The sequence below is a fragment of the Hymenobacter armeniacus genome (assembly GCF_014699055.1).
Classification (GTDB): domain Bacteria; phylum Bacteroidota; class Bacteroidia; order Cytophagales; family Hymenobacteraceae; genus Hymenobacter; species Hymenobacter armeniacus.
In genome coordinates this window covers 256,257-279,356 of record NZ_JACXAC010000003.1, presented here as the reverse complement: position 1 = coordinate 279,356, position 23,100 = coordinate 256,257, and the positions used below count along the sequence as shown (strand labels likewise).

General features: G+C 64.2%; 22 protein-coding genes and 1 tRNA gene. 17 read left to right on the top strand and 6 right to left on the bottom strand.

Translation table 11 applies throughout. The features are described from left to right. The first annotated feature begins 106 nt into the window (after positions 1-106). The 10 genes from IC234_RS09585 to IC234_RS09540 all read left to right on the top strand — a co-directional run bounded on the left by IC234_RS09585 (position 107) and on the right by IC234_RS09540 (position 9,209). Positions 107-1,183, top strand: coding sequence for a glycosyltransferase family protein (locus IC234_RS09585; RefSeq protein WP_190923882.1), 1,077 nt, complete (start codon positions 107-109; stop codon positions 1,181-1,183). Positions 1,184-1,308: 125 nt separating this feature from the next. After that, positions 1,309-2,115 carry a cytidylyltransferase domain-containing protein gene (locus IC234_RS09580; RefSeq protein WP_190923880.1) on the top strand — a complete coding sequence of 269 codons (807 nt, stop codon included), beginning with the start codon at positions 1,309-1,311 and terminating at the stop codon, positions 2,113-2,115. A 36-nt stretch (positions 2,116-2,151) separates the two neighbouring features. Beyond that, positions 2,152-3,009 carry a transketolase gene (locus tag IC234_RS09575; RefSeq protein WP_190923878.1) on the top strand — a complete coding sequence of 286 codons (858 nt, stop codon included), beginning with the start codon at positions 2,152-2,154 and terminating at the stop codon, positions 3,007-3,009. A 137-nt stretch (positions 3,010-3,146) separates the two neighbouring features. Further along, the gene (locus IC234_RS09570) at positions 3,147-4,100 is read left to right on the top strand and encodes a transketolase family protein (protein ID WP_190923876.1); all 954 of its coding nucleotides are present in this window, start codon (positions 3,147-3,149) and stop codon (positions 4,098-4,100) included. 127 nt (positions 4,101-4,227) lie between these two features. Continuing rightward, positions 4,228-5,562: an aminotransferase class III-fold pyridoxal phosphate-dependent enzyme gene (locus tag IC234_RS09565; RefSeq protein ID WP_190923874.1), complete on the top strand. Its 1,335-nt coding sequence runs from the start codon at positions 4,228-4,230 to the stop codon at positions 5,560-5,562. Positions 5,563-5,565: 3 nt separating this feature from the next. Beyond that, the gene (locus IC234_RS09560; protein ID WP_190923872.1) at positions 5,566-6,372 is read left to right on the top strand and encodes an SDR family oxidoreductase; all 807 of its coding nucleotides are present in this window, start codon (positions 5,566-5,568) and stop codon (positions 6,370-6,372) included. A gap of 101 nt (positions 6,373-6,473) precedes the next feature. Beyond that, positions 6,474-7,364, top strand: a complete 891-nt coding sequence (locus IC234_RS09555; RefSeq protein ID WP_190923869.1) for an N-acetylneuraminate synthase family protein — start codon at positions 6,474-6,476, stop codon at positions 7,362-7,364. A 147-nt stretch (positions 7,365-7,511) separates the two neighbouring features. Further along, a complete protein-coding gene (locus IC234_RS09550) occupies positions 7,512-8,507 on the top strand; it encodes a sterol desaturase family protein (protein WP_190923867.1) in 996 nt (331 codons plus the stop codon). A gap of 35 nt (positions 8,508-8,542) precedes the next feature. Continuing rightward, entirely contained in the window at positions 8,543-8,875 is a 333-nt protein-coding gene (locus tag IC234_RS09545) for a DMT family transporter (protein ID WP_190923865.1), read from the top strand. Between the two features lie 97 nt (positions 8,876-8,972). After that, positions 8,973-9,209, top strand: a complete 237-nt coding sequence (locus IC234_RS09540; RefSeq protein ID WP_190923862.1) for a hypothetical protein — start codon at positions 8,973-8,975, stop codon at positions 9,207-9,209. Between the two features lie 79 nt (positions 9,210-9,288). Here the strand turns inward: IC234_RS09540 and IC234_RS09535 are convergent, their stop codons facing one another. The 4 genes from IC234_RS09535 to IC234_RS09520 form a co-directional block, all read right to left on the bottom strand. Continuing rightward, positions 9,289-9,651 carry a hypothetical protein gene (locus IC234_RS09535; RefSeq protein ID WP_190923860.1) on the bottom strand — a complete coding sequence of 121 codons (363 nt, stop codon included), beginning with the start codon at positions 9,649-9,651 and terminating at the stop codon, positions 9,289-9,291. Positions 9,652-9,743: 92 nt separating this feature from the next. Further along, on the bottom strand, positions 9,744-9,950 hold the full coding sequence (locus tag IC234_RS09530; RefSeq protein ID WP_190923857.1) for a hypothetical protein: 207 nt from the start codon (positions 9,948-9,950) through the stop codon (positions 9,744-9,746). 416 nt (positions 9,951-10,366) lie between these two features. Continuing rightward, a complete protein-coding gene (locus tag IC234_RS09525) occupies positions 10,367-10,717 on the bottom strand; it encodes a hypothetical protein (protein WP_190923854.1) in 351 nt (116 codons plus the stop codon). A gap of 511 nt (positions 10,718-11,228) precedes the next feature. Continuing rightward, a tRNA-Ile gene (locus IC234_RS09520) sits at positions 11,229-11,302 on the bottom strand. Positions 11,303-11,401: 99 nt separating this feature from the next. Between IC234_RS09520 and IC234_RS09515 the strand changes: the two genes are divergently transcribed. The 7 genes from IC234_RS09515 (at position 11,402) to IC234_RS09485 (ending at position 16,800) form a co-directional block, all read left to right on the top strand. After that, positions 11,402-12,061 carry an HAD family hydrolase gene (locus IC234_RS09515; RefSeq protein WP_190923851.1) on the top strand — a complete coding sequence of 220 codons (660 nt, stop codon included), beginning with the start codon at positions 11,402-11,404 and terminating at the stop codon, positions 12,059-12,061. Next, positions 12,024-13,247, top strand: coding sequence for a site-2 protease family protein (locus IC234_RS09510; RefSeq protein WP_317173351.1), 1,224 nt, complete (start codon positions 12,024-12,026; stop codon positions 13,245-13,247). The genes IC234_RS09515 and IC234_RS09510 overlap by 38 nt, the downstream gene beginning before the upstream one ends. 60 nt (positions 13,248-13,307) lie before the next feature. Continuing rightward, a complete protein-coding gene (locus IC234_RS09505) occupies positions 13,308-13,946 on the top strand; it encodes a hypothetical protein (protein WP_190923849.1) in 639 nt (212 codons plus the stop codon). An 80-nt stretch (positions 13,947-14,026) separates the two neighbouring features. Continuing rightward, complete coding sequence (locus IC234_RS09500) at positions 14,027-14,407, top strand: hypothetical protein (RefSeq protein WP_190923846.1); 381 nt, start codon at positions 14,027-14,029, stop codon at positions 14,405-14,407. Between the two features lie 125 nt (positions 14,408-14,532). Then, positions 14,533-15,366, top strand: a complete 834-nt coding sequence (locus IC234_RS09495; protein WP_190923843.1) for an MbnP family protein — start codon at positions 14,533-14,535, stop codon at positions 15,364-15,366. 10 nt (positions 15,367-15,376) lie between these two features. Then, the gene (locus tag IC234_RS09490; RefSeq protein WP_190923841.1) at positions 15,377-16,381 is read left to right on the top strand and encodes a hypothetical protein; all 1,005 of its coding nucleotides are present in this window, start codon (positions 15,377-15,379) and stop codon (positions 16,379-16,381) included. A 68-nt stretch (positions 16,382-16,449) separates the two neighbouring features. Then, positions 16,450-16,800 (top strand): hypothetical protein, encoded by a 351-nt coding sequence (locus tag IC234_RS09485; protein WP_190923838.1) that lies wholly within the window; start codon positions 16,450-16,452, stop codon positions 16,798-16,800. Positions 16,801-16,890: 90 nt separating this feature from the next. Here IC234_RS09485 and IC234_RS09480 read toward each other — a convergent pair whose 3' ends face one another. Together IC234_RS09480 and IC234_RS09475 are read right to left on the bottom strand one after the other, a co-directional pair. After that, a complete protein-coding gene (locus IC234_RS09480; protein WP_190923835.1) occupies positions 16,891-17,355 on the bottom strand; it encodes a hypothetical protein in 465 nt (154 codons plus the stop codon). A 120-nt stretch (positions 17,356-17,475) separates the two neighbouring features. Continuing rightward, positions 17,476-23,088, bottom strand: a complete 5,613-nt coding sequence (locus tag IC234_RS09475) for an Ig-like domain-containing protein (RefSeq protein ID WP_190923832.1) — start codon at positions 23,086-23,088, stop codon at positions 17,476-17,478. Between the last annotated feature and the right edge of the window lie 12 nt (positions 23,089-23,100).

The following is a 23,100-nucleotide window of genomic DNA, read 5'->3' as shown; positions in this document are numbered from 1 at the left end:
CGGCCGCTACGCGGCAAATTGCCCTTCGGAACCGGCTGCCCCGGGCCCGGCCGCCGGGCGTGGGCGGGGGCATGGTACCGGTTTGGCCGCTTCATCTGTTTCCTGCATGTCCCGAAAAAAAGCGTTGTTCCTCATCGGCTCGCCCAACCAAACCACGCAGATGCATCAAATTGCGCAGCTGCTGGACGACGAGTTCGACCCCTACTTCAGCCAGCTGTACTACGACGGCTGGCAGCGCCCTTTCTACAAGTTTCTGCTCTGGACGGGCGGGCTCGATAAAACCATCGTCACGGGCAAAATCAAGGACAAGGCCGATAAGTACCTGGCCGAGCACGGCCTGAAAAACGATTTTGAGGCCCGCGTCTTCCACAACCAGTACGACCTCGTCGTGTGCTGCTCCGACGTGATTGTGCCCTGGCCCCTGATTCGGCGCACCAAAACCGTGTTTGTGCAGGAGGGCATGACCGACCCGCTCAACGTGTGGGCCCGGCTGGTGAAGCGCTTCACGCGCTACCCCATTCTGGCCATCGGCACGGCCCTGAACGGCATGAACAACTGCTGCGACATTTACTGCGTGGCGTCGGAAGGCTATGCCAAACACTTCGAGCGCGTGGGCGTGGACCGCGGCAAGCTCGTGGTGACGGGCATTCCCAATTTCGACAACATCGAACAGGTGCGCCAGAATGACTTTCCGCACCGCGGCTACGTGCTGGTGGCCACCTCCGACCTGCGCGAAACCTTCACGCCCGAAAACCGGCCCAAGTTCATTCGGGAGTGCGCCCGCATCGCCAACGGCCGCCCGCTGGCCTTCAAGCTGCACCCCAACGAGGAACTGCCCCGCGCCGTGGATGAAATCAAGGAGCACGCCCCGCCCGGCACGCTCATCTTCACCGACGGCAACACCGACCACATGATTGCCAACTGCGTGGAGCTCATCACCCAATACTCGACCGTGGTGTACGTGGGCCTGGCCCTGGGCAAGCCCGTGCACTCCTACTTTGACGTGGACGACCTCCGGCGCAAGCTGCCCTGGCAGAACGGCGGCACCTCGGCCCGGCGCATTGCGGCCATTTGCCGGGGCTTTAGCCGGTTTGAAGGCAGCGGGCCGGCCTTTCTGCGGCAGCACGATGCCGAGGCCTTTGCCGCCACCGCGCCGGCGGCGGCCTCCCCGGTAGCGGGCTAGGCACGGGCGGCACTATTTTAATATTTTATTAGCCAAGCACTTGCCCGGACGGGCGCATTTTGTCCGGCTAATTTTAGCGTATTTCCGTTTGCTGACCGCCTACGCGGTAGCGTAACTGCTGTTCTATGCCCCTTCCCAAAATTCTGACCGTCGTACAGGCCCGCATGGGCTCGTCGCGCTTGCCAGGCAAGGTGCTGCTGCCGCTGGCCGGCGAGCCGCTGCTGCTGCGCATGGTGCAGCGGGTGCAGCGCGCCCGCCTGGCCGGCACCGTGGCAGTGGCCACCACCGCCGATGCCGCCGACGATGCCATTGCCGAGCTGTGCGCCGCCCACGGCCTGGAGTGCTTCCGCGGCGACGCGCTGGATTTGCTCGACCGCCACTACCAGGCCGCCCGCCACTACGGCGCCGACGTGGTGCTGAAAGTGCCGTCGGACTGTCCCCTCATCGACCCGGCCGTGATTGACGAAGTGGTGGGCTTCTACCTTGATTTCACTGAGCGCTACGACTTTGTGAGCAACCTGCACCCGGCTACTTTCCCCGATGGCAACGACGTGGAGGTGATGCCCATGACCGTGCTCGAAACCGCCTGGCGCGAGGCCCAGCGGCCGCTGGAGCGCGAGCACACCACCCCGTTTATGTGGGAAAACTCCGGGCGGTTTAGCGTCGGCAACGTGGAATGGGACGCCGGCCTCGACTACTCGATGAGCCACCGCTGGACCATTGACTACCCGGAAGATTACGATTTCATAAAGGCCGTGTACGAAGCGCTGTACCCCACAAACCCGACCTTTGGCCTGTCGGATATTCTGGCCCTGCTGGAAAAACGGCCCGACATCGCCCAGCTCAATGCCCGCTACGCCGGCGTGAACTGGTACCGCAACCATTTAGATGAGCTGAAAACCGTGGACTCCTCACAAACCCGAACCCTGTAGCACTTGCTTCGGCTTGAGCTGCTCCCAATGCCCCTTATGACTCCCGAGACCCAACAGAAACTAGAGAAAATGGCCCTCAAGGTGCGCGAGCACATCGTGCGCCTGAGCACCGACGGCGGCTGCTTCACCGGTGCTTCGCTGAGCTGCGCCGATTTGCTGGTCTACCTCTACAGCGAGTTTTTGAACGTGCGGCCCGACAACCTGCAGGACCCCACGCGCGACTACCTGTTCCTGAGCAAGGGCCACGACGTGCCGGCCCTCTACGGCACCTTCGTGGAGCTCGGCTTCCTCGACAAGGTCCGCCTCGACCAGCACCTGAGCACCGACGACCACATTTACTGGCACCCCAACCGCCACGTGCCGGGCGTGGAATTCCATTCGGGCTCGCTGGGCCACCTGCCCAGCGTGGCCCTGGGCGTGGCCATGGACTGCCGGATGCGCGGCCAAGCCAACAAGGTCATTGTCATCACCGGCGACGGCGAGTTGAACGAGGGCACCGTGTGGGAAAGCCTGCTGGTGGCCAGCGCGCACAAAATCAACAACCTCACGCTGGTGGTCGACCGCAACCACTTCCAGGCCAACGTGGCCACCGAAGACCTCATCCCGCTGGAGCCCATGGCGCCCAAGTTTGAGGCCTTCGGCTGCGAAGTGCGCCGGATTGATGGCCACGATTTCGCGCAGTTGGAAGACGCCTTCTCGGCCCTCCCCTTCTCGGGCTCTAAGCCCTCGGTCATCATCTGCGACACGGTGCGCGGCCGCGGCCTGCCCAGCATCGAAGCCCGCGCCGACCGGTGGTTCTGCAATTTCTCTTCGGAGGAAGTGGAGGAGCTGCTGCGCGAGCTGCACAGCCAGGTGGCCACGACTTTGACGAGCGAAACGCTGACTGTCCGTTAATATCAAGAACGTCATGCAGAGCGCAGCGAAGCGTCTTGCCCGCTTCGTTATGGTAGTTATATTAATTGATTACTTCCCCGAGCAAGATGCTTCGCTGCGCTCTGCATGACCGTTAAACGAATCAGGCAAATCAGACAATGAACTACGAAGAACTAATCAAGCAAACCGCCCTGGCCGATGAGCGCATTGTGGTGATGACGGCCGAAAACCGCGCCCTCATCCGCAACCTGCCCGCTGTACTCGGTCCGCGCTTCATCGACACCGGCATCACGGAACAAACGCTGATTGGCGCCGCTGCCGGACTGGCTCTGCGCGGGCGGGTGCCGGTGGTGCACGCCTTGGCCACTTTCCTCACGCTGCGGGCGTTCGAATTCATCCGCACCGATGTGGGCATCGGCCAGCTGCCGGTGAAGCTGAGCGGTTTCGTGCCCGGCTTCCTGTCCGATGGCAACGGCCCTACGCACCAGGCCATTGAGGACGTGAGCCTGATGCGCGGCATCCCCGGCATGACGGTTTTCGCCCCGGCCGACGAGCAGGACATGCTGGCCATGCTGCCCGCCATCTGGGCCTCGCCCCAGCCGGCTTACGTGCGCGTTAACACCCGTCCCGCCACCTACGAGCACGCTCCTTTTGAAATGGGCAAAGCTGAAATCGTGGCTGAGGGCACCGACATCACCATTCTCACCTACGGCATGCTCTTCGAGCAAACGCTGGTGGCCCGCGAGCTGCTGCAGGCCCAGGGCAAGTCGGTGGGCCTCATTAACCTGCGTAGCCTCAAGCCGGTAGACGAAGCGGCCCTGCTGGAGGTGGTGCGCCGCGGCTCGCTCATCGTGACGGTGGAAGACCATTTCGTCACTGGTGGCCTCTACTCCATTCTGGCCGAGGTACTGCTGCGTAACCAGCTCACGGCCCGCGTGCTGCCGCTGGCTCTGGAGGAGCGCTGGTACCGCCCCGGCCGCCTGAGCGCGGTGCTGGAATACGAGGGTTTCACCGGCCACCACATCGCGCGCCGCATTACGGAGTATCTGGGCGAGTCGGCCAATACCATTGCCGAAGGCCCGGCCGTGCTCGAAAACGAGTTTGCGGAGTAGAGACGCAATATTTTGCGTCTCGTCGTTGAACGACCGGAATCACACCGAACCACACGATACTTCGCAGCCCAAACACCATCAGCAACGACGAGACGCAAAATATTGCGTCTCTACATCCTTCTAAACCATGCCCAACACCGTTTCTTTCAACGAGAATTACCCCAACATCACGAAGTCGGACGAGCTGTATGCCCGCGCCCAGCGCATCATGACGCCCGTGACGCAGACCCTCGCCAAAGGCCCCGGCCAGTACACCAAAGGCGTGAGCCCCAAGTACGTGAAGCGCGCCAAAGGCTCCCATATTTGGGACGTCGACGGCAACGAATACATTGACTTTCAAATGGGTATCGGCCCGATTTCGCTCGGCTATGCTCATCCAAAAGTTGATGATGCTATTCGCGCCCAGTTGGAAGACGGCATCACCTTCTCGATGATGCACGAGCTGGAAGTGGAGCTGTCGGAGCTGATTCACGAGATTATTCCCAATGCTGAAAGCATCCGCATCAGCAAGACTGGCGCCGACGTGTGCTCGGCGGCGGTGCGCGTGTCGCGGGCCTTCACGGGGCGCAACAAGGTGCTGTGCTGCGGCTACCACGGCTGGCACGACTGGTACATCGGCACCACCAGCCGCGACAAGGGCATTCCGCAGGAAAGCAAGGACTTGGTGGCCGCTTTCGAGTACAACAGCCTCGATTCGCTGAAGGCCCTGCTCGATGAGGATGTGGCCTGCGTGATTCTGGAACCATTCATTTTCGACGCGCCCAAGGACAACTTCCTGCACGAGGTGGCCCGGCTGTGCAAAGAGAACGGCACGCTCCTGATTTTCGATGAGATGTGGACCGGCTTCCGCATTGCCGTGGGCGGCGCGCAGGAGTATTTCGGCATCACGCCCGATTTGGCGGTGTATTCCAAGGCGTTTGCCAACGGCATGCCCATTGCCCTGCTCACCGGCCGGCGCGACGTGATGCAGCTGTTTGAGCAGGATGTGTTCTTCTTCACCACCTTCGGAGGCGAAGCGCTGAGCCTGGCCGCGGCCGTGGCCACCATCACCGAGATGCGCGAGCAGAATGTGCCCGCCCGCCTCGCCGAGCAGGGCAAAAAACTAAAGGACGGCTACAACGAAATTGCCGCCGAGCTGGGCATCAGCCAATACACCAAGTGCTACGGCTACGACTGCCGCACCATCGTCACCTTCGACCCCTCGGCCGGCAACGGCATGGAAATTAAGGCCTTCGTGCAGCAGGAGCTGTTCAAGCGCGGCATTATGTGGGGCGGCTTTCACAACATGTGCTTCTCGCACACCGATGCCGACGTGGCCCACACCCTGGCCGCCTACCGCGAGGTGCTGCCGTTGCTGAAGGAAACCATCGAAGCCGGCGACGTAGCCACGCGCCTCCTGGGCGAACCGGTGGAAGCCGTGTTCCGCAAAGTAACGAATGCCGCGCCAGTTAAAGCGAAGTAGTACATGAGCTTATTTGATTTGACCGGCAAGACGGCCATCGTGACCGGCGCCTGCGGGCTTATCGGCCGCAAGCACTGCGAGGCGCTGGCCCAGGCCGGCGCCAACGTGGTGGTGGCCGACCTCAACGCCGAAGCCTGCGCCGCGGTGGCGGCAGAACTGCCCAGCGGCGTTCACCTGCCGCTGGCCGTGAACGTCACCGACCCGGCCTCCCTAGCCGCCGCGCGCGACCAGATTCTGGCCCAGTTCGGCCACATCGACGTGCTGGTGAACAACGCGGCCATCAACGACATGTTCGAGAATCCCGCGCTGGCGGCCGATTTGAGCAAGTTCGAGAACTTCCCGCTGGCCACGTTTCAGAAAGTATTGGAAGTGAACGTGACGGGGGTGTTTCTGGCGGCGCAGGTGTTTGGCACGCCCATGGCGCAGCAGGGCCACGGCTCCATCATCAACGTGGCCAGCACCTACGGCCTCGTGGGGCCCGACCAGAGCATCTACCGCAACGAGGCCGGCGAGCAAACATTCTATAAGTCCCCTTCCTACCCCATGACCAAGGGCGCGGTGGTGAATTTCACGCGCTACCTGGCAGCCTATTGGGGCCAGGCCGGCGTGCGCGTGAATACGCTCTCGCCCGGCGGCGTGGAGAACAGCCAGGACGCGTTTTTCATCAAACAATACAGCGCCAAAACGCCGCTGGGCCGCATGGCTGCGGCCACCGACTACCAGGGCGCCGTGGTATTTCTGGCCTCGGATGCATCGGCCTACATGACCGGGGCCAACCTGGTGGTGGACGGCGGCTGGACGGCTATTTAATCTAGTTGTCAGTTGCTCGTTGTCAGTTGTTAGTCTCAGACATTCAACTCAACGACCTAATAACTGACAACGAGCAACTAACAACTAAAACCAAACATCTTATGCAAGCTGTTGAAATTCGCAAAAACCGATTCATTGGCGCGGGACACCCGGCCTACATCATTGCCGAAATCGGCATCAACCACAACGGCTCGCTCGACCTGGCCAAGCAGCTCATCTCCGAGGCCGCCAAGGCTGGCTGCGACGCCGTGAAGTTCCAGAAGCGCACGCCCGAGCTGTGCGTGCCCAAAGACCAGTGGGAAAAGCAGCGCGACACCCCCTGGGGCCGCATGAGCTACATCGACTACAAGCGCAAAACCGAGTTCGGCCAAGCCGAATACACGGCCATTGATGACTACTGCCGCGCGCTGGGCATCGACTGGTTTGCCTCGTGCTGGGACGAGCCGTCGGTGGATTTTATGGAGCAATTCCAGCCCGTGCTCTACAAAATGGCTTCGGCCTCCCTCACCGACAAGCCCTTGCTCGACCGCGTGCGTGCCACCGGCCGCCCGCTCATGCTGAGCACCGGCATGAGCACGCTCGATGAAATCAATCAGGCCGTGAAATGGGTGGGGCTGGATAAGCTAATGATTGCGCACTCCACCTCTTCCTACCCCTGCCCGCCGGCCGAGCTGAACCTGCGCATGGTGCCCGTGCTGCAAGGCATGTTCCCTGGCACGCCCATCGGCTACTCGGGCCACGAAACCGGCCTGGCCACCACCGTGGCCGCCGTAACGCTGGGCGCCAGCTTCGTGGAGCGCCACTTCACGCTGGACCGCGCCATGTGGGGCTCCGACCACGCCGCTTCGGTGGAACCCGGCGGCATGGCCAAGCTCGTGCGCGACATCCGCGATGTAGAAGAGGGCCTCGGCGATGGTGTGAAGCGCGTGTACGACTCCGAGCTGGAGCCCCGCGCCCGCCTGCGCCGCGAGCTGACGCCGAACAACGAATAGCCGATTTGGTTGTTTTTTGCGTCTGTCATCCAGAGCGCAGCGAAGGACCTTCTCACGTCTGAGTGTTGTCGTATCCAAACGGCGCGGACGTGAGAAGGTCCTTCGCTGCGCTCAGGATGACAAGATTTTCCTAATTCCACACCAACCATGCATCACGTCGAACTCATCACCACGGCTATCCTGCTGATTTGGGTGGCCATCGTGATTACGCTGGAGCGCATCATCCCCTACCGCAAGGGGCTGCCGTTTTTCCGCGAGGGTTTCTGGACCGACCTCGTGCTCTACACCTTCGTGCAGAGCTATGCGCTGAAAATCGTCATTTTCGATTACATCATTCAGCCGCTCGACCAGCATTTCGGGTTCTCGAAGCTGCATTTCGTGACGGGCTGGCCCATTTGGGTGCAGGTGCTGTTTTTTGTGGTGACGCACGATTTCTACATCTACTGGTTTCACCGGTTTCAGCACAGCAGCCCGCTGTTTTGGCGCACCCACGAGGCGCACCACTCGGGCAAGCAGGTGGACTGGCTGGCCGGCTCCCGCTCGCACGCCCTGGAAATCATCATCAACCAAACCATTGAGTTTGCGCCCATCGTCCTGCTCGGCGCCGACCCCATGGTGGTGCCCATCAAGGCCTGCATCGATGCCGTGTGGGGCATCTGGATTCACTGCAACGTGGACGTGCGCTCGGGCTGGCTGCAGTACTTCATCAACGGCCCCGAAATGCACCTCTGGCACCACGCCGACCACGAGGAAGTATTCTACGCCAACTTCTCGACCAAATTCGCCTTCTGGGACTGGATGTTCGGCACCGCCTACCGCCCCGACCACAAGCCGCTGAAATGGGGCCTGCCCTACGCTTTTCCGAAGGATTACTTCAGCCAGCACGTCTTCTCGGTGGCCCGGTTCGATGAGGAGGAATTGGCGCGGCGCTCGCGGCTGTTTCGCGCTTACCACGGCATCCGGGTGCGCTTGCTGACCAAGCTCACCGAGCGCCTGCCGGCCCTGAAACCCCTGCACGGCTGGCCCGTGCCCGAGCCCTACACCGAAACCATTCGGGCGCAGCGCCCGGGCGGTAATTTTGGCCAGCCGCCGGCTCCGGCCGCTTCTCCCCTTCCTCCCACTGCCGCCGCTTCGTCCCGTTGATTAATCCCTGGTTTTCGCTGTTTCTGGCCTCTTTCATGGAGGTTTGCTGGACGTATAGCCTCAAGGCGCTGAGCATGCAGCGCATCAAAGAAATTGCCTGGGTGCACAGCCTAGGGCAGCCGGCGCTGCTGCTGCCGGTGCTGCCGCTGCTGGCCTACGTGGGCTTTGGGCTGGCCAATGTCTGGTTTCTGTCGCTGGCCATGCGCGACATTCCCACCGCCACCGCCTATTCGGCGTGGATGGCCCTGGCCGTGGTGGGCATTAAGCTCGTCGATACCCTCTACCTGAAACAGCCGTTTTCGTGGCTGAGCGTGCTGTATACCAGCCTGATTATCATTGGCGTGCTGGGTTTGCGGCGGCTGGATTGATTCTCATTTGCGCCGGCGGACAAGAGCTGACTGCCCGGCGCGGGCGCGCCAGGCAGAACCCTGCCGGAAGGCGGCCGTTGTAGGGTAAACCCTCGTTATGAAATTAGTATCCTTCGCCCTGCTGCTCGCGGCCGCAGGCGCGCTTGTGGCTTGCAATGGCTCGCCCGTGAACAACCAGCCGGCCACCGGCGCGCTGCCGGCGCCCGCACCCGCCACTCCCGATACCACTCGTCCGGCCCGCGCAGGCCGCGCGGTGCCGTTCGTGCCGCCCACCAAAGTAGGCCGCGTGCTGGGCAATGGCACGCCTTCGCCGCCCAATAGCCGCACCCGCTGAAGGCGCGGAAGCCCTCCTTTGCCAACGAACGGTAGCCGTTCAAGTCAGTCATCACGAAGCCTTTGGCCACGCCCAGGCCTTAATCCGCTTGGCACGTGGACTCATTGGTACTCCGCGACGCGACAAGCAGGGCAAAGCTCGCCGTGATGGCCACGACCAGTAGCATTCCCCATCCGCCTTGGAGGCATGCCACCCTGCAAAGACCCACAGCCAAGCCCGCCATCATCCAGACAAAAACCGACACCAACAACACCGGGCCCACGGCAACCACGTGCAGCGGCCGTAAGCGCCAGAAAACCCCATACACCGCTCCCCCAATGAGAAGCGGCGGCCCCAGCACGAACAGAAATACGGCCCAATCCCGCAGCCCAGCCCGTGCTAGCGGCGACAGCACCACCGCAAGCAGGAAACCGGGCGAATAGCGTTGGATGCGGCGAAGCAAAGGCGGCAAGGAAGTAAATGTTGACCAAGCGTCCACGCCCAGAAACGCGGACTCGTGAGTTGGGAGCTTCAATAATCAACGCAAGCGCGGAGCTATTTTTTCTCCCAGGCGGCGAGAAACTGCTCTTTGCTGTAGTAGCTATAAAGCCGGGACACCGGGTTGATGACCACAATTTCGGCGTTGGGCTGCTCTTCGGACGGCGCCGTGGGGGCCAGCTCCAACTCGTATTCTTTCCCGTTGCGGAAGCCCGCGTAGCCGTCCATGCCGCGGAACGTGTATTTCTTTTTGGTAAATTCCATGCCGCGAAAGTAGCACGTCGCCCGCTGCTCCTTACGCGGCGACCAACCGCTTGCTCGGCCAGCCGCACACCACCGAACGTATTTGCCCCAGCAGGGCGGCTAGCCGTACCTCGCCATCTGGTTCGACGACTGTTTGCACAAGATTGTGGGCTGGGACCTGCGCGACACCATGCCGGAGGCCCGCCGTCGAGCCGGCGCACGATTTCCCGCCGCACCGAGCGGGCGGTGGCGGGAAGTAACAGCCCGAACCTTTACCACAATCAGCGCAACCCCAATCCCAACCGGTTCAACCCCGAATACGCGTGGGATAGCCGTGATTTGGTAAGCCTCGCCGGATTATTGAAACGGTGTAGACTGCCTGAACTGGGTTTGTGCTAAGGCCCAAAGCGAGTCGCCAGACAACGGCCAGCGGCTTATTAATGCAGCGCCACAACGCTACGCCGACGCGCCGGACGGAGCTGGACGGACGAGGATTGCGGGGGCGAATTCCAAGCGCGCTCGCGGGCAGCAGCGACCGCGCGTGCCGGGTCGTTCCCGATGGCAGCCACCTCGGCCAAGCACGCTGCCAACCAGGCAGCAAAGGCCTCGGCCGACGCCACCGGCCGGTAGCGCGTGGAAAAGACTTGGCGGGTAAAGCCGGGGCGCTCAGCATACACCTCCACACCAAAAGCTCCGGTGACGTATTCGAGCCGCACGGCCCAGCCCAGAATTGGCTCAGCCAAAAGAGCCCGGCGCAACCCGTTTTTAAGTTCTGCGACGGTGCTCATTCGCTAACGGTGGCTGAATGTGTCACGGTCCGATTGGCAGGGCGGCTTTTCGCCCCGTTGGTGGTGTGCAGGACTGTTCTCCTCATTGCGCCGCAAAGGTCGGGGCCCGCCCCGCGGGCCGCGGCCGCGTTTAGCACCAACGGCAAGAAATCGTCGGCCAATGGCGGCGCCCGCTCGGCCGTGCGTTTTACGCAGGTTCCGGACTTGAAAAAGGGCGTTGACGTTGCTTTTACCCGTGTCGTCCGTTCACCCCGACAAAGAAGCCGCTTGGCACTTGGCAAAGGGTCACCGCTTGGGGGTAGTTGTCCCAATGCCTAGCAATGGGCGCCTTGACTACAGATGTTGTCAAGCCAGGCTTTTTTGGAGGGCTGGGCACGCCGGCAACGTAACAGCGTCGTGCAAGTAGAACGCCGGCAAAGAATGCATTCCACCAGCAAACTTTATAAACTATTATTCAGAGCGTTGGTCATCAACAAAAAACCCTCTCCACTGTGCGTAGAGAGGGTTTTCGTGGGCCCACTTGGAATCGAACCAAGGACCTACTGATTATGAGTCAGTTGCTCTAACCGATTGAGCTATAGGCCCGGTGCCGGAGGCAGTCATCTTTCACCTCAACCCTTGCCGTTGCCGGCCCTCCAACGGTGCAAAAGTACGACCTTCGCCCACGGAAAACCAAGCTTGATTATGTTACCCCACTTGCTCTTCGATTTTGGCGGCGTCATCATCGACATCGACTACGACGCCACCCCGGCCGCCATGCGCCGCCTGAGCCGGGCCGGCAGCGCCATTGCCTTCTCGCAGGCCCAGCAGGCCGAACTGTTCGATAAGTTCGAAACCGGCCACCTCTCCCCCGCCGAGTTTCGGGCCGGACTGCGCGAGGCCTACGACCTCGACGCGACCGATGCGGAGCTCGACGCCGCTTGGCACGCCATGCTGCTCGACGTGCCCGCCGAGCGTCTGGCCCTCATTGGCGAGCTGCGCCGGCAGGGCCACCAAACGGCCCTGCTCAGCAACACCAACACGCTGCACATTGCCGAAATCAACCAGCGCCTGGCCACCAAATACGGCTTCACCCACGGCATTGCCGACGTGCTCGACCGCGTGTTTTACTCCCAGGAAGTGGGCCTGCGCAAGCCGGGCGAGGAAATATTCCGGCACGCGCTGCGCGAAATGAACTGGCAGCCCGAAGACGTGTTGTTCATCGAGGACAGCCCGCAGCACGTGGCCACGGCCCGTCGGCTGGGGCTGCGGGTGCTGCACCTGGCCCCGCCCCTCACCCTCACCACCGCCCTGCTCGAAGCCCTCCGTGTCTTTCCCCGAGAATACGCCCCCGCCCACTCCTGAGCCCGAGCCATTCGGCTTCCCGGCCGACGTGGCCGCCCCGCCGGTCCCCGCCTTCGACCCCGCCGAGCCCCGGGCCCGGCTGCTGGCGGCGCGGGCGCTGTTTCGGCGCTTCGAGCGGCCCGAGCCGTCGCCGGCGCGCACGGCGGCGCTGCACATTGGGCTGTTTCTTCTCACGCTTGTTACCACCACGCTGGCCGGCATTCAGCTCACGCGCGGTGCCTTGGCGATGCTGCCGCTGGAGGTGTTCGGGCTGCGCGGGGCCGCGCTGTGGGCGGAGCTGAAGCGGGGGCTGTGGTTTGCGCTGCCTTTTCTGGGCGTGCTCACGGTGCACGAGTTCGGGCACTACTTCACGGCGCGACACAACCGGGTGCGGGCTTCGCTGCCGTATTACATCCCGTTTCCGATGGGGCTGGGCACGTTTGGGGCCGTCATTCGCATTCGGGAGCGGATTTTTTCGCGACGCGAATTCTTTGATATCGGGCTGGCCGGTCCGCTGGCGGGCTTTCTGGTGGCGGTGCCCTTGCTCATTTATGGGTTTACGCACCTTAGTCCGGCTGTGGGCGGGCCGATTGTGTACGAGCAAACTCTGGAAGTAGCTCAGCCGCTGCTATTTCAGCTGTTAGCCCGTCTTTTTGCCGACCCGGCATTGGTGCCGCCGGCCAATGAATTACTGCACTACCCCGTGCTGCTGGCGGGCTCGCTCAGCTTGTTTTTCACGGCCCTCAACCTGCTGCCCCTGGGCCAGCTCGACGGTGGCCACATCCTCTACGGCCTGTTGGGGCCCGGGCGGTTCAATCGGCTGGCGCTGTACCTGTTCATTGGGTTCATTTTCTACGCGGGGCTGGGGCTGTTTACGCTGCGCGACGACTGGCAAACCTGGCTCTATGGCGGGCCGGTGTATGCGGGCTACTTGGCGCTGATATTCTGGCGGGTGCTGCCGGCGCCGCGCCAGGGGCTGCTGCTGGCGGCGGGCATCTGGGCGGCGCAGCTGGGGTGCGCGGCGGCCTTTCCGGGCCTGGTGGGCAACCCCGGCTGGCTGGTGTTTGGGCTGCTGCTGGGCCGTTTCACCGGCATCTACCACCCGCCCGCGCCCGACGAGCGGCCCCTGAGCCCCGGCCGCAAGGTGCTGGGCTGGGTGATGGTGGCTATTTTTGTGCTGTGCTTCACGCCGAGCCCGTTTCAGTAGGCCCGCGTTTTCTGTTTCCGATTTTTCGCCGCTTCGTCGGCCGTCCACCGCATTTCTGGAATGATTTTCACCCAAAAACAACTTTTTCTGGGCACCACCCACATTGCCCTGCGGGCCGAAAGCCTGTACGTGTGCAAGCGCAACCCGCAGGGCGTGGCCACGCTCGAAACCGAGATTCCCTACGAAGAAATTCTGCCCGTGAAAGCGGCCGAGCAGCGCCACGTGCCCGTCAACCAACTGCTGCTCACGGGCCTGCTGCTGGTGTTTATGGGCTACGGGCCGTGGCGCGCGTGGCTGGCCACGGGCCAGGCCGGGCTGTCGCTGGCGGTGTGGTGGCTGGTGTTTGGCTTCAATGCGGTGTCGCTGTGGCTGCGGTTTGAGCAGCAGTGGTTCACGTTTCGGCTGCAAACGGCGCACCTGGTGCTCACGCTGGCCGGCCGGCCGTGGCAGCGCAAGCAGTTCCTGGCCCTTGTAATGGAGCTGGAGCGCCGCAGCAAAACCTACCTGCGCGACGAATACGGCCAGGTGAACCCGCTGGGCTTCATCGAGCCGCAGCTGCGCCGGGTGGCCTGGCTGCACGAGCTTGACGTGCTGAGCGCCCGCGAAGCCCAGGCCCTGAGCACGCGCCTCACCGGCCGGCGCAGCACCGCCCCGCTCAAAAGCATGGGCCAGGAGCTGGAGTCGCCGTATCTTAACTAGCCCTTGCCGCATCGGCCCGCCTCCTTTTGCGGGCCACTGCGGGCTACCTTTGGTGCAATCTTTGCTCCGCCGTTTCGCTCATGAACCGACTGCTGGCCTGTTTCTTCGCTGCCCTCATGCTGCTCCAGACCCTGGGGCCGGAGGCGGTGGTGCTGAGCTACCAGCTCAACAAGGCCCGCATCACGGCGCTGTATTGCGTGAACAAAGCCCGCCCCCAGTTGCGCTGCAACGGCAAGTGCCACCTGGCCCAGCAGCTGCGCAAAGCCGATGGGGCCGAGAAAAAAGCCCCGGCCGGCGCCACGGTCAAAGTAAAATTTGAGGTGCTGCCCACGGCGGCGTTGGTGCTGCGGGTGCCCCGGCGCTGGCTGGCCCCGGCCGGCCGCTACCCCTCCCCGCCGGCGGCGCACTGCGCCGCCGTGCCCACCCCGGACGTGTTTCGCCCGCCCCTGTTGTTGGTCTAATTGCGAGCAGCCGGCATTTCGCTTCTGCAGAAAGCCGTGCTGTTGTTGGCCCCGCCGCGCCCACGGCGGGCCAGTGCGCCTGAGCGCACCCCTTCACCCACAATCAGTTACCGATTCACTTTCCGATGAAATTTTCCGCTTTATCGGCGCTGGCCAGCGCTGTTGCTTTGGTTGCCATCAGCCTGACGGGCTGCAAGAAAGACGACGTCGAAGCTTCCTCCCCTACCGAGTTCACGCTGCACATGGACAACGGCGTGACCATGCCGGACCCCGCGAGCAACAACGCGCCGAAGTTCTTTTCGCTGGTGCTGGGCTCGGGCAACTACAAAAATGCCTACGGCGACAACTTCACCGTAAGCACGCTTAAATACTACATTTCCAACGTGAAGCTGAACAAGGCCGACGGCAGCAGCTACGCCGTGCCCGACAGCTACTTCCTGGTCGACCAGACCGACCCCGCCTCCCAGGACCTCACCATGACCGGGGCGCCCGAGGGCGAGTACAGCAGCGTGAGCTTCATTGTGGGCGTGGACAGCGCCCGCACCAAGGCGGGCAGCTACGGCGGCGGCGTGCTCAACGCCGGCAAAGGCATGTTTTGGGACATGAACGGGCCCGAATTCATCAACTTCAAGCTGGAAGGCAATTCGCCGCAGGCCCCCCACGCGCCGGCCGCGGCCACGGGCGCGCTGGTGTTCCACATTGCCGGCTACAAGCACTCCACCACCAATACCATCCGGACGGTGACGGTGCCGTTCACCACGTCCAAGCTCATCATTGCCCGCGACCACAAGCCCGAGGTGCACATGCTGGTGGAAGTGGCCAACATGTTTGGCAAAGCCCCGGGCCCGCTGGTGAGCTTTGCCAGCACCTACAACGTGATGGGCGGCACCACGGCCGCCCGCATCGCCGACAACATTCAGGCAAACGTGTTTTCGGTGGGGCACATCCACGCCAACTAGGGCCGGCGGCATGAAACGTTTTTTCCTGCTAGTGGCGGGCGCCACCTTGCTGGCGCCCGCTCTGGGCCGCGCGTGCGACATCTGCGGGTGCTTCATGGGCATCACGCCCTACGACAACCAGAGCAGCCTGAGCCTGATGCACCGCTACCGCGTCTTCAACGGCTACCGGCAATACGGGCAGTCGCCGCAGTTTTTTCCGGCCGGGGCGCGGCCGTTTTTCCCCTCGCCGGCCAACGGCGACGACGGCTACGCGCACAACCACAACGGCAACCCGAACGATTTTGAGGTCTTCCGGGTGGCCGAGCTGCGCGGCAAATACTTTCTGGCGCAGCGCGTGGAGCTCAATGCCTTTGTGCCTTACGTGATGAACACCTCGCAGATAAATGGCCGGCAGCTCAACGCTTCCGGGCTGGGCGACGTGACGGTGTTTGCCGGCTACCACCTCATCCGGGCCATCGAAACGGCCGGGGTGCAGAGCCGGCTCATCGTGGGCGGCGGCGCGAAGCTGCCCACCGGCGAGTTCACCCGCCAGAACGCCCAGGGCCGGCGCTACCCGCTGCTCAACCAGGTGGGCACCGGCACCACCGACGGCTTTGTGTACGCCAACTACATTGGCAGCTACCGCAGCCTGGGGCTGAGCGTGAACAGCAGCTACCGCCTTTCGACGGAAAACCGGTTCCGGAACAGCCTGGCGCCCAGCACGGCCACGTTTGCCAACCTGTTCTACCGCCTGCCGCTGGGCGAAAACTGGCAGGTGTACCCCTCAGCGCAGTTTTTCTATGAGAAAACCGACGGCGAGATGCTCGATGGCCGCCTCACCGGCGAGCACGCCATGAACAACGCCCTGCTGGGCCCTGGGCTGGATTTCTATTACAAAAACCTGTCGCTGAATACCAGCTTCCAACTGCCCGTGTACACCGCCGAAACCGACCACCCGGCCAGCGCCGGGCGCATGGTGCTGTCGGTGGGCTACAGCTTCAACCAAACCAAGTACCTCATTCACGGCAAAAGCTGAGCACTGGGAACCCCACCGAAGGCGGTGCGTAGGAAAGTGCATCTTCTCACCTCCTTTCCCCGCCAGCTATGAGCACCTCCCTCAATCCCCAGGCTGTGGCCTACGCCCGCCGCCTCATTCAGGACGGCAAAATCAAGAACGACGCAGGCCATTGGAGCCAGCACAACCCCGACACGTCTAAGGAAAACGCCTTTCTCGCAAAACACGAGATGGAAGAGTACGCCAACTGGCACCTGGGCCTCGACACCAGCAAGGGCGCCGACACCAAAGGCCGCTACCACTTCCCCTACGGCGACTTCAAAACCGTGCACCGCGACGGCCTGATTGCCGCCAAGGAACGCGCCGCCCAGCAAGGCTACCGCGACATCGAAAACGCCGCCGACGAGCTGCTGCAGCTGCTGGAGAAAGAAGCCAAATAAGTAACCGAACCAACAGGAAAGCCCCGGCAGCGCGTGCAGCCGGGGCTTTTTCTATCCGATTGGCTGAGATGCGGCGCTCCGCCTGCGGTATCAGGGGTTGACTCCGCAAACGGCCGTTCTCGATGGCACCCGCTCGTACACACCGTTGATGGCGCAGCCGCCGCCGGTGGTGAGCTCCATGTTGGTGGCCGTGAGGGAGGTGATGATTTCTTGGTGTTCGAAGGCCTGACCGTCAGGCGAATTGGTTGACTTCATGAACAGCACCTTTTCGGCGGGGCCGTCGGGGCTGCGCTGCCCAGTGCGCAGCTCGTAGGTATTTCGTTCTAGCAGCAGGCCGTTGTAGTACCGGGCGTAGTGGTGGTCGGCCTCCAATACTAGCCGAGTATCCTGGGTGGGCGGCAACGCCGCCATTTTGCCGGTGATGCCCCCACCACTCACGGTCAGCCGCCATTCGCCTACCTCTGAAACGGGCGCAACGTCGTCGTTGCGCTGGCAGGCGCTGAAGCTGCTGAGGGCCAAAGTAAACAATGTGGCAAGACGTAATCCAGAGAACATATCGAGGGCTAGTTAAGGTGGATATGCGCTAGACCGGCCAGCCTCCCTGCCGGTTGCACAGCACCACAAAAAAGCCCCGGCATGGAAGGCCGGGGCTTTTTTTAAACAATTCTCAGCGGCTTATTCCACCACCAGCTTCTTCACTACCACGCCTGCCTCCGTTTGCAGGCGCAGCGAGTACACGCCGCTGGCCAGGCCGGTGAGCGGCAAGGTGTGGGTGGTGGCGCCGGCGGGCAGGGCCTGCGTGAGCACCACGCGGCCCACGGCATCGAGCAGCGCGGCCGTGGTGGCGGTGCGGCGCAGGCTGGCGGGCAGCTCTACAAACACAGCTTTGTTGGCCGGGTTGGGGAACAAGGCCACCTGGGCGGCCAGTGCGCCCGGCGCCGTGCCGAGCACCTGCTGGGCCCCGAAGACGAGCTCGAAGCGCGGGGGGGTGGCGGCCGCGTTCTGGGTGAAGGTGTAGGCGGGCGTCAGGCTCAGGTCGGTGAGGGTGCCCAGCTGCAAATCGCGCAGGAAAGGCTGGGCGCCGGCCGGGAAGTTGAGCACCTGCGCCGCGCGCAGCGTGTAGGTGCCCGGGGCCGGCACGGCCACGGTGAGCGGCACAGTCAGCGCCGCGGCGTTGGGATACGGCAGGCCGTTGATGGCCAGCGGCGTGCCGGCGGCCACCGAGGCCAGGTTCAGGCCGGTGGTGTTGGGCAGCTTCACGGCGTCGTATTGCGGGTCGATGCCGGCCGTGGCGCCGGCCTCGAAGTACACGTACGCCTCGTCGGACGCCGCGCCCGTGGCCCCGCGCAGCGTCAGTTGCACCAGCGGCCGGGTTTCTGAGGTGCCGCGGCGCACGGGCGTCGCGTCGAAGCTGGTGAGGCGCTGGCTGTTGCGGAACGTGAGCGTGCCGCTGGTCTGGCCGGCGCTCACGCGGGCAAAGAAGCCCTGGCCCGCGGGTATGACGGGGTTGCCGCCCACGCCGTTCACGTAGCTGCGGTACTGGCCCGCGTACTGCGCCGTGCTTTCAAACACGTACACGGCCGCGTCGAGGTTGGTGCGGTCGGCCGGGGCCACCAGCGAGTAGTCGAGCGGGGCCGGGTACGGGTTGCCCAGCAGCTGCCAACCGGCATCGGTGGCCGTGGGCCCGGCGTTGCGGCTCAGGGCCAGCGGCAAGTTGCCGTTGTTGAGCGTGCCCACAAAGTCCACCAGCTGCGAGGCCCCGATGTTGACCGTGTAGCCCCGGCCCACAGCCAGAGGGTCGCTCAGCGTGCCGGGCGAGAAGAAGCCCTTGTCGAAGGCGCTGAGGGTGTTGCTCAGCGTGAGGCGGCTCTGGTCGTAGCCAAACACGGTGGGGAAAGGCGTCTCGAGCGTGGGCGTGGCCGAGGTATTGTACACCGAGTTCACCACCGGCGCGAAGCCGCTGGTGGCCAGGTCGGCTACCGTCGAGTTGCTCACCGGGGCCGAGTAATGGCGGTAGCCCAGGCCGGCGTTCAGGCTCGGGTCGATGTAGCGCTGCACGGTGGCCGTGCCCGTCACCACCCCGCCGCTGTTCACCACCAGGGCCATGCCGGCGGCGCTTGAGAGCAGCGTGAGCGCCTGCCCACCGGTGGCCAAGCTGCCCGTCAGAGTGAGCACGCGCTGCACGGCGGCCGGGCCGCTCAGGCTGGCGCCGCTGGCGCCCACGCTCAGGTTCCAGAAGGTGCTCAGGGCGCTGCCGCCCACGGCTTGGCTGGCGGCGCCGGTCAGCGCGAAGGTGCCGCCGGTAGCCGTCAACGTGCCGTTGTTTACGAAGTTGCCTTTCAGGTCGAGGGTGCCGCCGCCGTGGGCCAGGCTGGCGCCGGCGGCCAGGGTCAGGGTTTTGGCGGTGGCAGTGCCGGCCGTGATGAGCGGGTAGCGTAGGGCGCCGGCCGGAATCAGGGCGTCGAGGATGGCCGTGGGCAGGCCGCCGGTCCAGTTGGCGGCCGTGTACCAGTCGGTGCTCACGCTGCCGTTCCACACCACCTGCGTGATGGGGGCGTAGGTGATGCTGAACGTCGGGGCCGCCGTATTGCCGGTGTTGTTGGCGTCCTGGGCCACGTTGGCGGGCACGTTCACCGTCACCAAGCCCGCGGCGGCCGGCGTCACATTGAAGGTGTAAGTAGTGCCCGAGCCGCTAAAGCCCGAGACAGTGCCGTTGGCCACCGTCACGCCGGCCGCCGAGAAGCCCGTCACGCTCTGCGAGAACGTCACCGTGACGGGAATGGGCGAAATGGCCGTGGGGCTGGTTGCCGTGCTGCTGATGCTCGTCGTGAGCGACGGCGCCGTCACGTTGAAGCTGCTCGAGGTGAAAGTGGTGTAGCCGCCGGTGTTGGTGGGCTGAATAGTGCCCACGAATACGCCGTTGATGTACACGTTCACCACTTGGTCCTGCGTCGAGCAGCACACCCGCTGGCTGGTCTGGAAGCTGACCTGGTAGGTGCCCGTGGGCACGGCCAGGGCCTGGCGGGCTTCGCTGCCGGCGTTCTGCAGGAAAGCCACGGCGCTGCCGTCCGGGGCGGTGGGCGCACCGAAAGCGCTGCCATTCAAGGCAATGCCTGACCCGTTGAGGAATGTCCAGACGGCCCCGGTGGGATTGTAGCCATAGTTGCCGAAGTTGAGGCTGCCGTAGGTCTCGAAGCTGCTGTTCAGGAGGGCGTTGGCCCGGGGCGTGCCGCCCTGCAGCACCTGCACCTGGTCGACGAAAGCCGTCACGTCGGTGCCGGCGCCGCCCGTGCCCTGGATGCTGAGCACCGGGCTGGTGAAGTTTTTCTGGATGGTGTAGGTGGCGCCGGTGGTGAAGGGCACGTTGGTGACGGTAGGGCTGATGCCCGCCGCGCTGCTCACGTCCAGGCGCAGGGTGCCGTCGCCGGTACCTGTGTTCACCACCACCGTGTAGGTGGTGCCCGAGCCGCTCACGCTGGCAAGCGAGGCACCGGAAACCCCGGCGGTCGTCAGCGCGAAATTCGACACGCTTACGCCCGTCACGCTGCCCGAGAACGTCACCCGGTAGCTCACCTGGGCCGTGGCCGTGGGCGAGGGCGTGAGGCGCGTCACGGACACGACCGTGGCCGTCGGCAAGTTGTAGGTGATGCTGAACTGGGGCGCGGCCGTGTTGCCGTTGCCGGCTGCGTCCTGGGCGGCGTTGGCCGGCACGTTCACCGTCACCAAGCCCGCGGCGGCCGGCGTCACATTGAAGGTATAAGTTGTGCCGCTGCCGCTAAAGCCCGAGACGGTGCCGTTGGCCACCGTCACGCCGGCCGCCGAGAAGCCCGTCACGCTTTCCGAGAACGTCACCGTGACGGGGATGGGCGAGGTAGTAGTCGGGTTACTGGCCGTGCTGCTGATGGTCACCGTGGGCGACGTCAGGTCCACGATGAACGTGTTGGTGTTGCTGTCAACGCTGCTGTTGCCAACGGCGTCGCTGGCCCGGGCTTTCACGGTGTGGCTGCCTTGGGCCAGGGCCGTGGGCTGCGTGAAGGCCCAGGTGCCCGCGCCCGAAGCCGTGGTGCTGCCCACCGCGCTGCCGTCCACCAGCACCGTCACGGTGCTGGTGGCCTCGGCCGTGCCGCTGTAGGTGGGCGTTGTGGTGCTCACCTGGCTGCCGTTGGCCGGCGCCAGTACGACGGGGGCGGCCGGCGGCACGGTGTCCACCGTGAAATTGTTAGTGGCGCTGCTGGGGCTGTTGGTGCCGGCCGCGGCGGCCACGGCCCGCACCGTGTGGCTGCCTTGCGCAAGACCCGACGGCTGCACCAGCGTCCAGCCACCGCCCGCCGAAGCCGTGGCCGTGCCCACGGCGCTGCCGTCGACGAACACCGTGACCGTGGTGCCGGCCGGTGCCGTGCCGCTGTAAGTGGGCGTGGCGGTGCCGATGGTGCTGCCATTGGCCGGTGTGCTCACCACCGGGGCGGCCACCACCAGCGTGAAGGATACCGCTATGAAGGCCGTGTTGCTGCCGCTGCTGCCGTCGTTCACGGTAAACGTGACCGTGCGGTTAGCGGTGTTTGGGATGTTGGCCGAGTTGACGTAGGTGACGGAGCGCAGCACGCTCTGCCACTGGGCCACGGTGGCCGTGGCTCCGGCCGAGGTCAGGCTCAGCACGCCCGTGCCGGCGCTGTAGCTGCCCACCACGTTGCCATACACGGCCGCGTTGGTGTTAGCAAAGGCCAGCAGGTCCTCGGCCGACTGGAAGTTGCCCGAGATAGTGACCGTCGCGGTGGCCAGCGTGGTGTTATCGGCGTCGCTCACGGTCACGTTGGGGTCCACGGCCACCGGCGTCGAAGGTCCGGGGATGTTGTGCGTATACACCGTGGTGGTAACGCCGGTGAGCACAATCGGGCTATCGTTCACGGCCTGTACGCTCACGGCTCTGGTGGCCGCGGTGCTGCTCAGTCCGCCATCGCTGACCACGAAGCTCACCGTGCGCGTGGCCGTGTTGGGCGTGTTGGAAGAGTTGGTGTAAGTGACGGAGCGCAGCACGCTCTGCCACTGGGCCACGGTGGCCGTGGCTCCGGCCGAGGTCAGGCTCAGCACGCCCGTGCCGGCGCTGTAGCTGCCCACCACGTTGCCATACACGGCCGCGTTGGTGTTAGCAAAGGCTAGCAGGTCCTCGGCCGACTGGAAGTTGCCGGTGATGGCCACCGTGGCCGAGGCCAGCGTGGTGTTGTCGGCGTCGCTCACGGTCACCCCGGCATCGACGACCACGGGGGTCGACGTTACGTTATTTCCTTCCACGAAGGTCGCGGTTCCCCCGCTGGTCGTTACCACCGGCGCGGCACTGGCGGGGGCCAGGGCCAGGCCATTGTAGGTGGCCCCGGCCGTGGGCGCCACCAGCACCGTGCGCCCAGCGCCCGCAGTGGTGAAGCGCAGGATGCCGCCCGTGCCCACGTACTGGTCGGCCACGTAGAGCAACCCGCCGGTCGCGTCCAGCGCCACGTCGGTTGGTTGGGTGAAGTTGGCCGCGCCCGACGCCAGCTGCGTCACGGCCGAAGTCCCCAGGTTTACCACCTTCAGCGCGTCCAGCGCGGCCGTGGCGCTGCCCTGGGTGAAGAACAGGCGGTTGCCGGCCACGTCCAGGGCCAGGCCGTTGTAATCAGCGTTGGCCAGGCCAGGCACCACCACCGTGCGGCCGGTGCCGCTGGTGGTGAAGCGCAGGATACCGCCCGTGCCCACGTACTGGTCGGCCACGTAAAGCAGCCCGCCGGCCGCATCCAGCGCCAAATCCGTGGGCTGCGTGAAGCTAGATGGTCCCGAGGCCAAGACGGTCACGGCCAAAGTCCCCAGGTTTACCACCTTCAGCGCGTCCAGCGCGGAGTTGGTGGCGCTGCCTTGGGTGAAGTACAGGCGGTTGCCGGCCACGTCCAGGGCCAGGCCGTTGTAGGTGGCTCCGGCGGTCGGCGGCACTATCACCGTGCGGCCGGTGCCGCTGGTGGTGAAGCGCAGGATGCCCCCCGAGCCCACGTACTGGTCGGCCACGTAGATGTAGCCGTTAATCCTGTCCACTGCAACGTCGGTGGGCTGCGAGAAGTTGCTGGCGGCCGTGGCCAGCGTGGCGCCCGCGGTGCCGTCGGCGTTCACGGCCTTGGCCGCATCAAGCGCGGCCGTGCCGCTGCCCTGCGTATAATAGAGCCGGGGCCCCTGCGCCCACGCGCCGCCGGAAGCCATCAGCACCAGCAAAAAAAGCAGCCCGACGCGCCGCAGCCGACCGGAAACCAAAGTATAGCGTTGTTTCATTGCTGAAGGCAT

Excerpts from the sequence above, each read along its gene's own strand:
- IC234_RS09585 (WP_190923882.1), top strand. The coding sequence starts at position 107 with ATGTCCCGAAAAAAAGCGTTGTTCCTCATCGGCTCGCCCAACCAAACC.
- IC234_RS09580 (WP_190923880.1), top strand. The coding sequence starts at position 1,309 with ATGCCCCTTCCCAAAATTCTGACCGTCGTACAGGCCCGCATGGGCTCG.
- IC234_RS09575 (WP_190923878.1), top strand. The coding sequence starts at position 2,152 with ATGACTCCCGAGACCCAACAGAAACTAGAGAAAATGGCCCTCAAGGTG.
- IC234_RS09570 (WP_190923876.1), top strand. The coding sequence starts at position 3,147 with ATGAACTACGAAGAACTAATCAAGCAAACCGCCCTGGCCGATGAGCGC.
- IC234_RS09565 (WP_190923874.1), top strand. The coding sequence starts at position 4,228 with ATGCCCAACACCGTTTCTTTCAACGAGAATTACCCCAACATCACGAAG.
- IC234_RS09560 (WP_190923872.1), top strand. The coding sequence starts at position 5,566 with ATGAGCTTATTTGATTTGACCGGCAAGACGGCCATCGTGACCGGCGCC.
- IC234_RS09555 (WP_190923869.1), top strand. The coding sequence starts at position 6,474 with ATGCAAGCTGTTGAAATTCGCAAAAACCGATTCATTGGCGCGGGACAC.
- IC234_RS09550 (WP_190923867.1), top strand. The coding sequence starts at position 7,512 with ATGCATCACGTCGAACTCATCACCACGGCTATCCTGCTGATTTGGGTG.
- IC234_RS09545 (WP_190923865.1), top strand. The coding sequence starts at position 8,543 with ATGGAGGTTTGCTGGACGTATAGCCTCAAGGCGCTGAGCATGCAGCGC.
- IC234_RS09540 (WP_190923862.1), top strand. The coding sequence starts at position 8,973 with ATGAAATTAGTATCCTTCGCCCTGCTGCTCGCGGCCGCAGGCGCGCTT.
- IC234_RS09530 (WP_190923857.1), bottom strand. The coding sequence starts at position 9,950 with ATGGAATTTACCAAAAAGAAATACACGTTCCGCGGCATGGACGGCTAC.
- IC234_RS09525 (WP_190923854.1), bottom strand. The coding sequence starts at position 10,717 with ATGAGCACCGTCGCAGAACTTAAAAACGGGTTGCGCCGGGCTCTTTTG.
- IC234_RS09515 (WP_190923851.1), top strand. The coding sequence starts at position 11,402 with ATGTTACCCCACTTGCTCTTCGATTTTGGCGGCGTCATCATCGACATC.
- IC234_RS09505 (WP_190923849.1), top strand. The coding sequence starts at position 13,308 with ATGATTTTCACCCAAAAACAACTTTTTCTGGGCACCACCCACATTGCC.
- IC234_RS09500 (WP_190923846.1), top strand. The coding sequence starts at position 14,027 with ATGAACCGACTGCTGGCCTGTTTCTTCGCTGCCCTCATGCTGCTCCAG.
- IC234_RS09495 (WP_190923843.1), top strand. The coding sequence starts at position 14,533 with ATGAAATTTTCCGCTTTATCGGCGCTGGCCAGCGCTGTTGCTTTGGTT.
- IC234_RS09490 (WP_190923841.1), top strand. The coding sequence starts at position 15,377 with ATGAAACGTTTTTTCCTGCTAGTGGCGGGCGCCACCTTGCTGGCGCCC.
- IC234_RS09485 (WP_190923838.1), top strand. The coding sequence starts at position 16,450 with ATGAGCACCTCCCTCAATCCCCAGGCTGTGGCCTACGCCCGCCGCCTC.
- IC234_RS09480 (WP_190923835.1), bottom strand. The coding sequence starts at position 17,355 with ATGTTCTCTGGATTACGTCTTGCCACATTGTTTACTTTGGCCCTCAGC.
- IC234_RS09475 (WP_190923832.1), bottom strand. The coding sequence starts at position 23,088 with ATGAAACAACGCTATACTTTGGTTTCCGGTCGGCTGCGGCGCGTCGGG.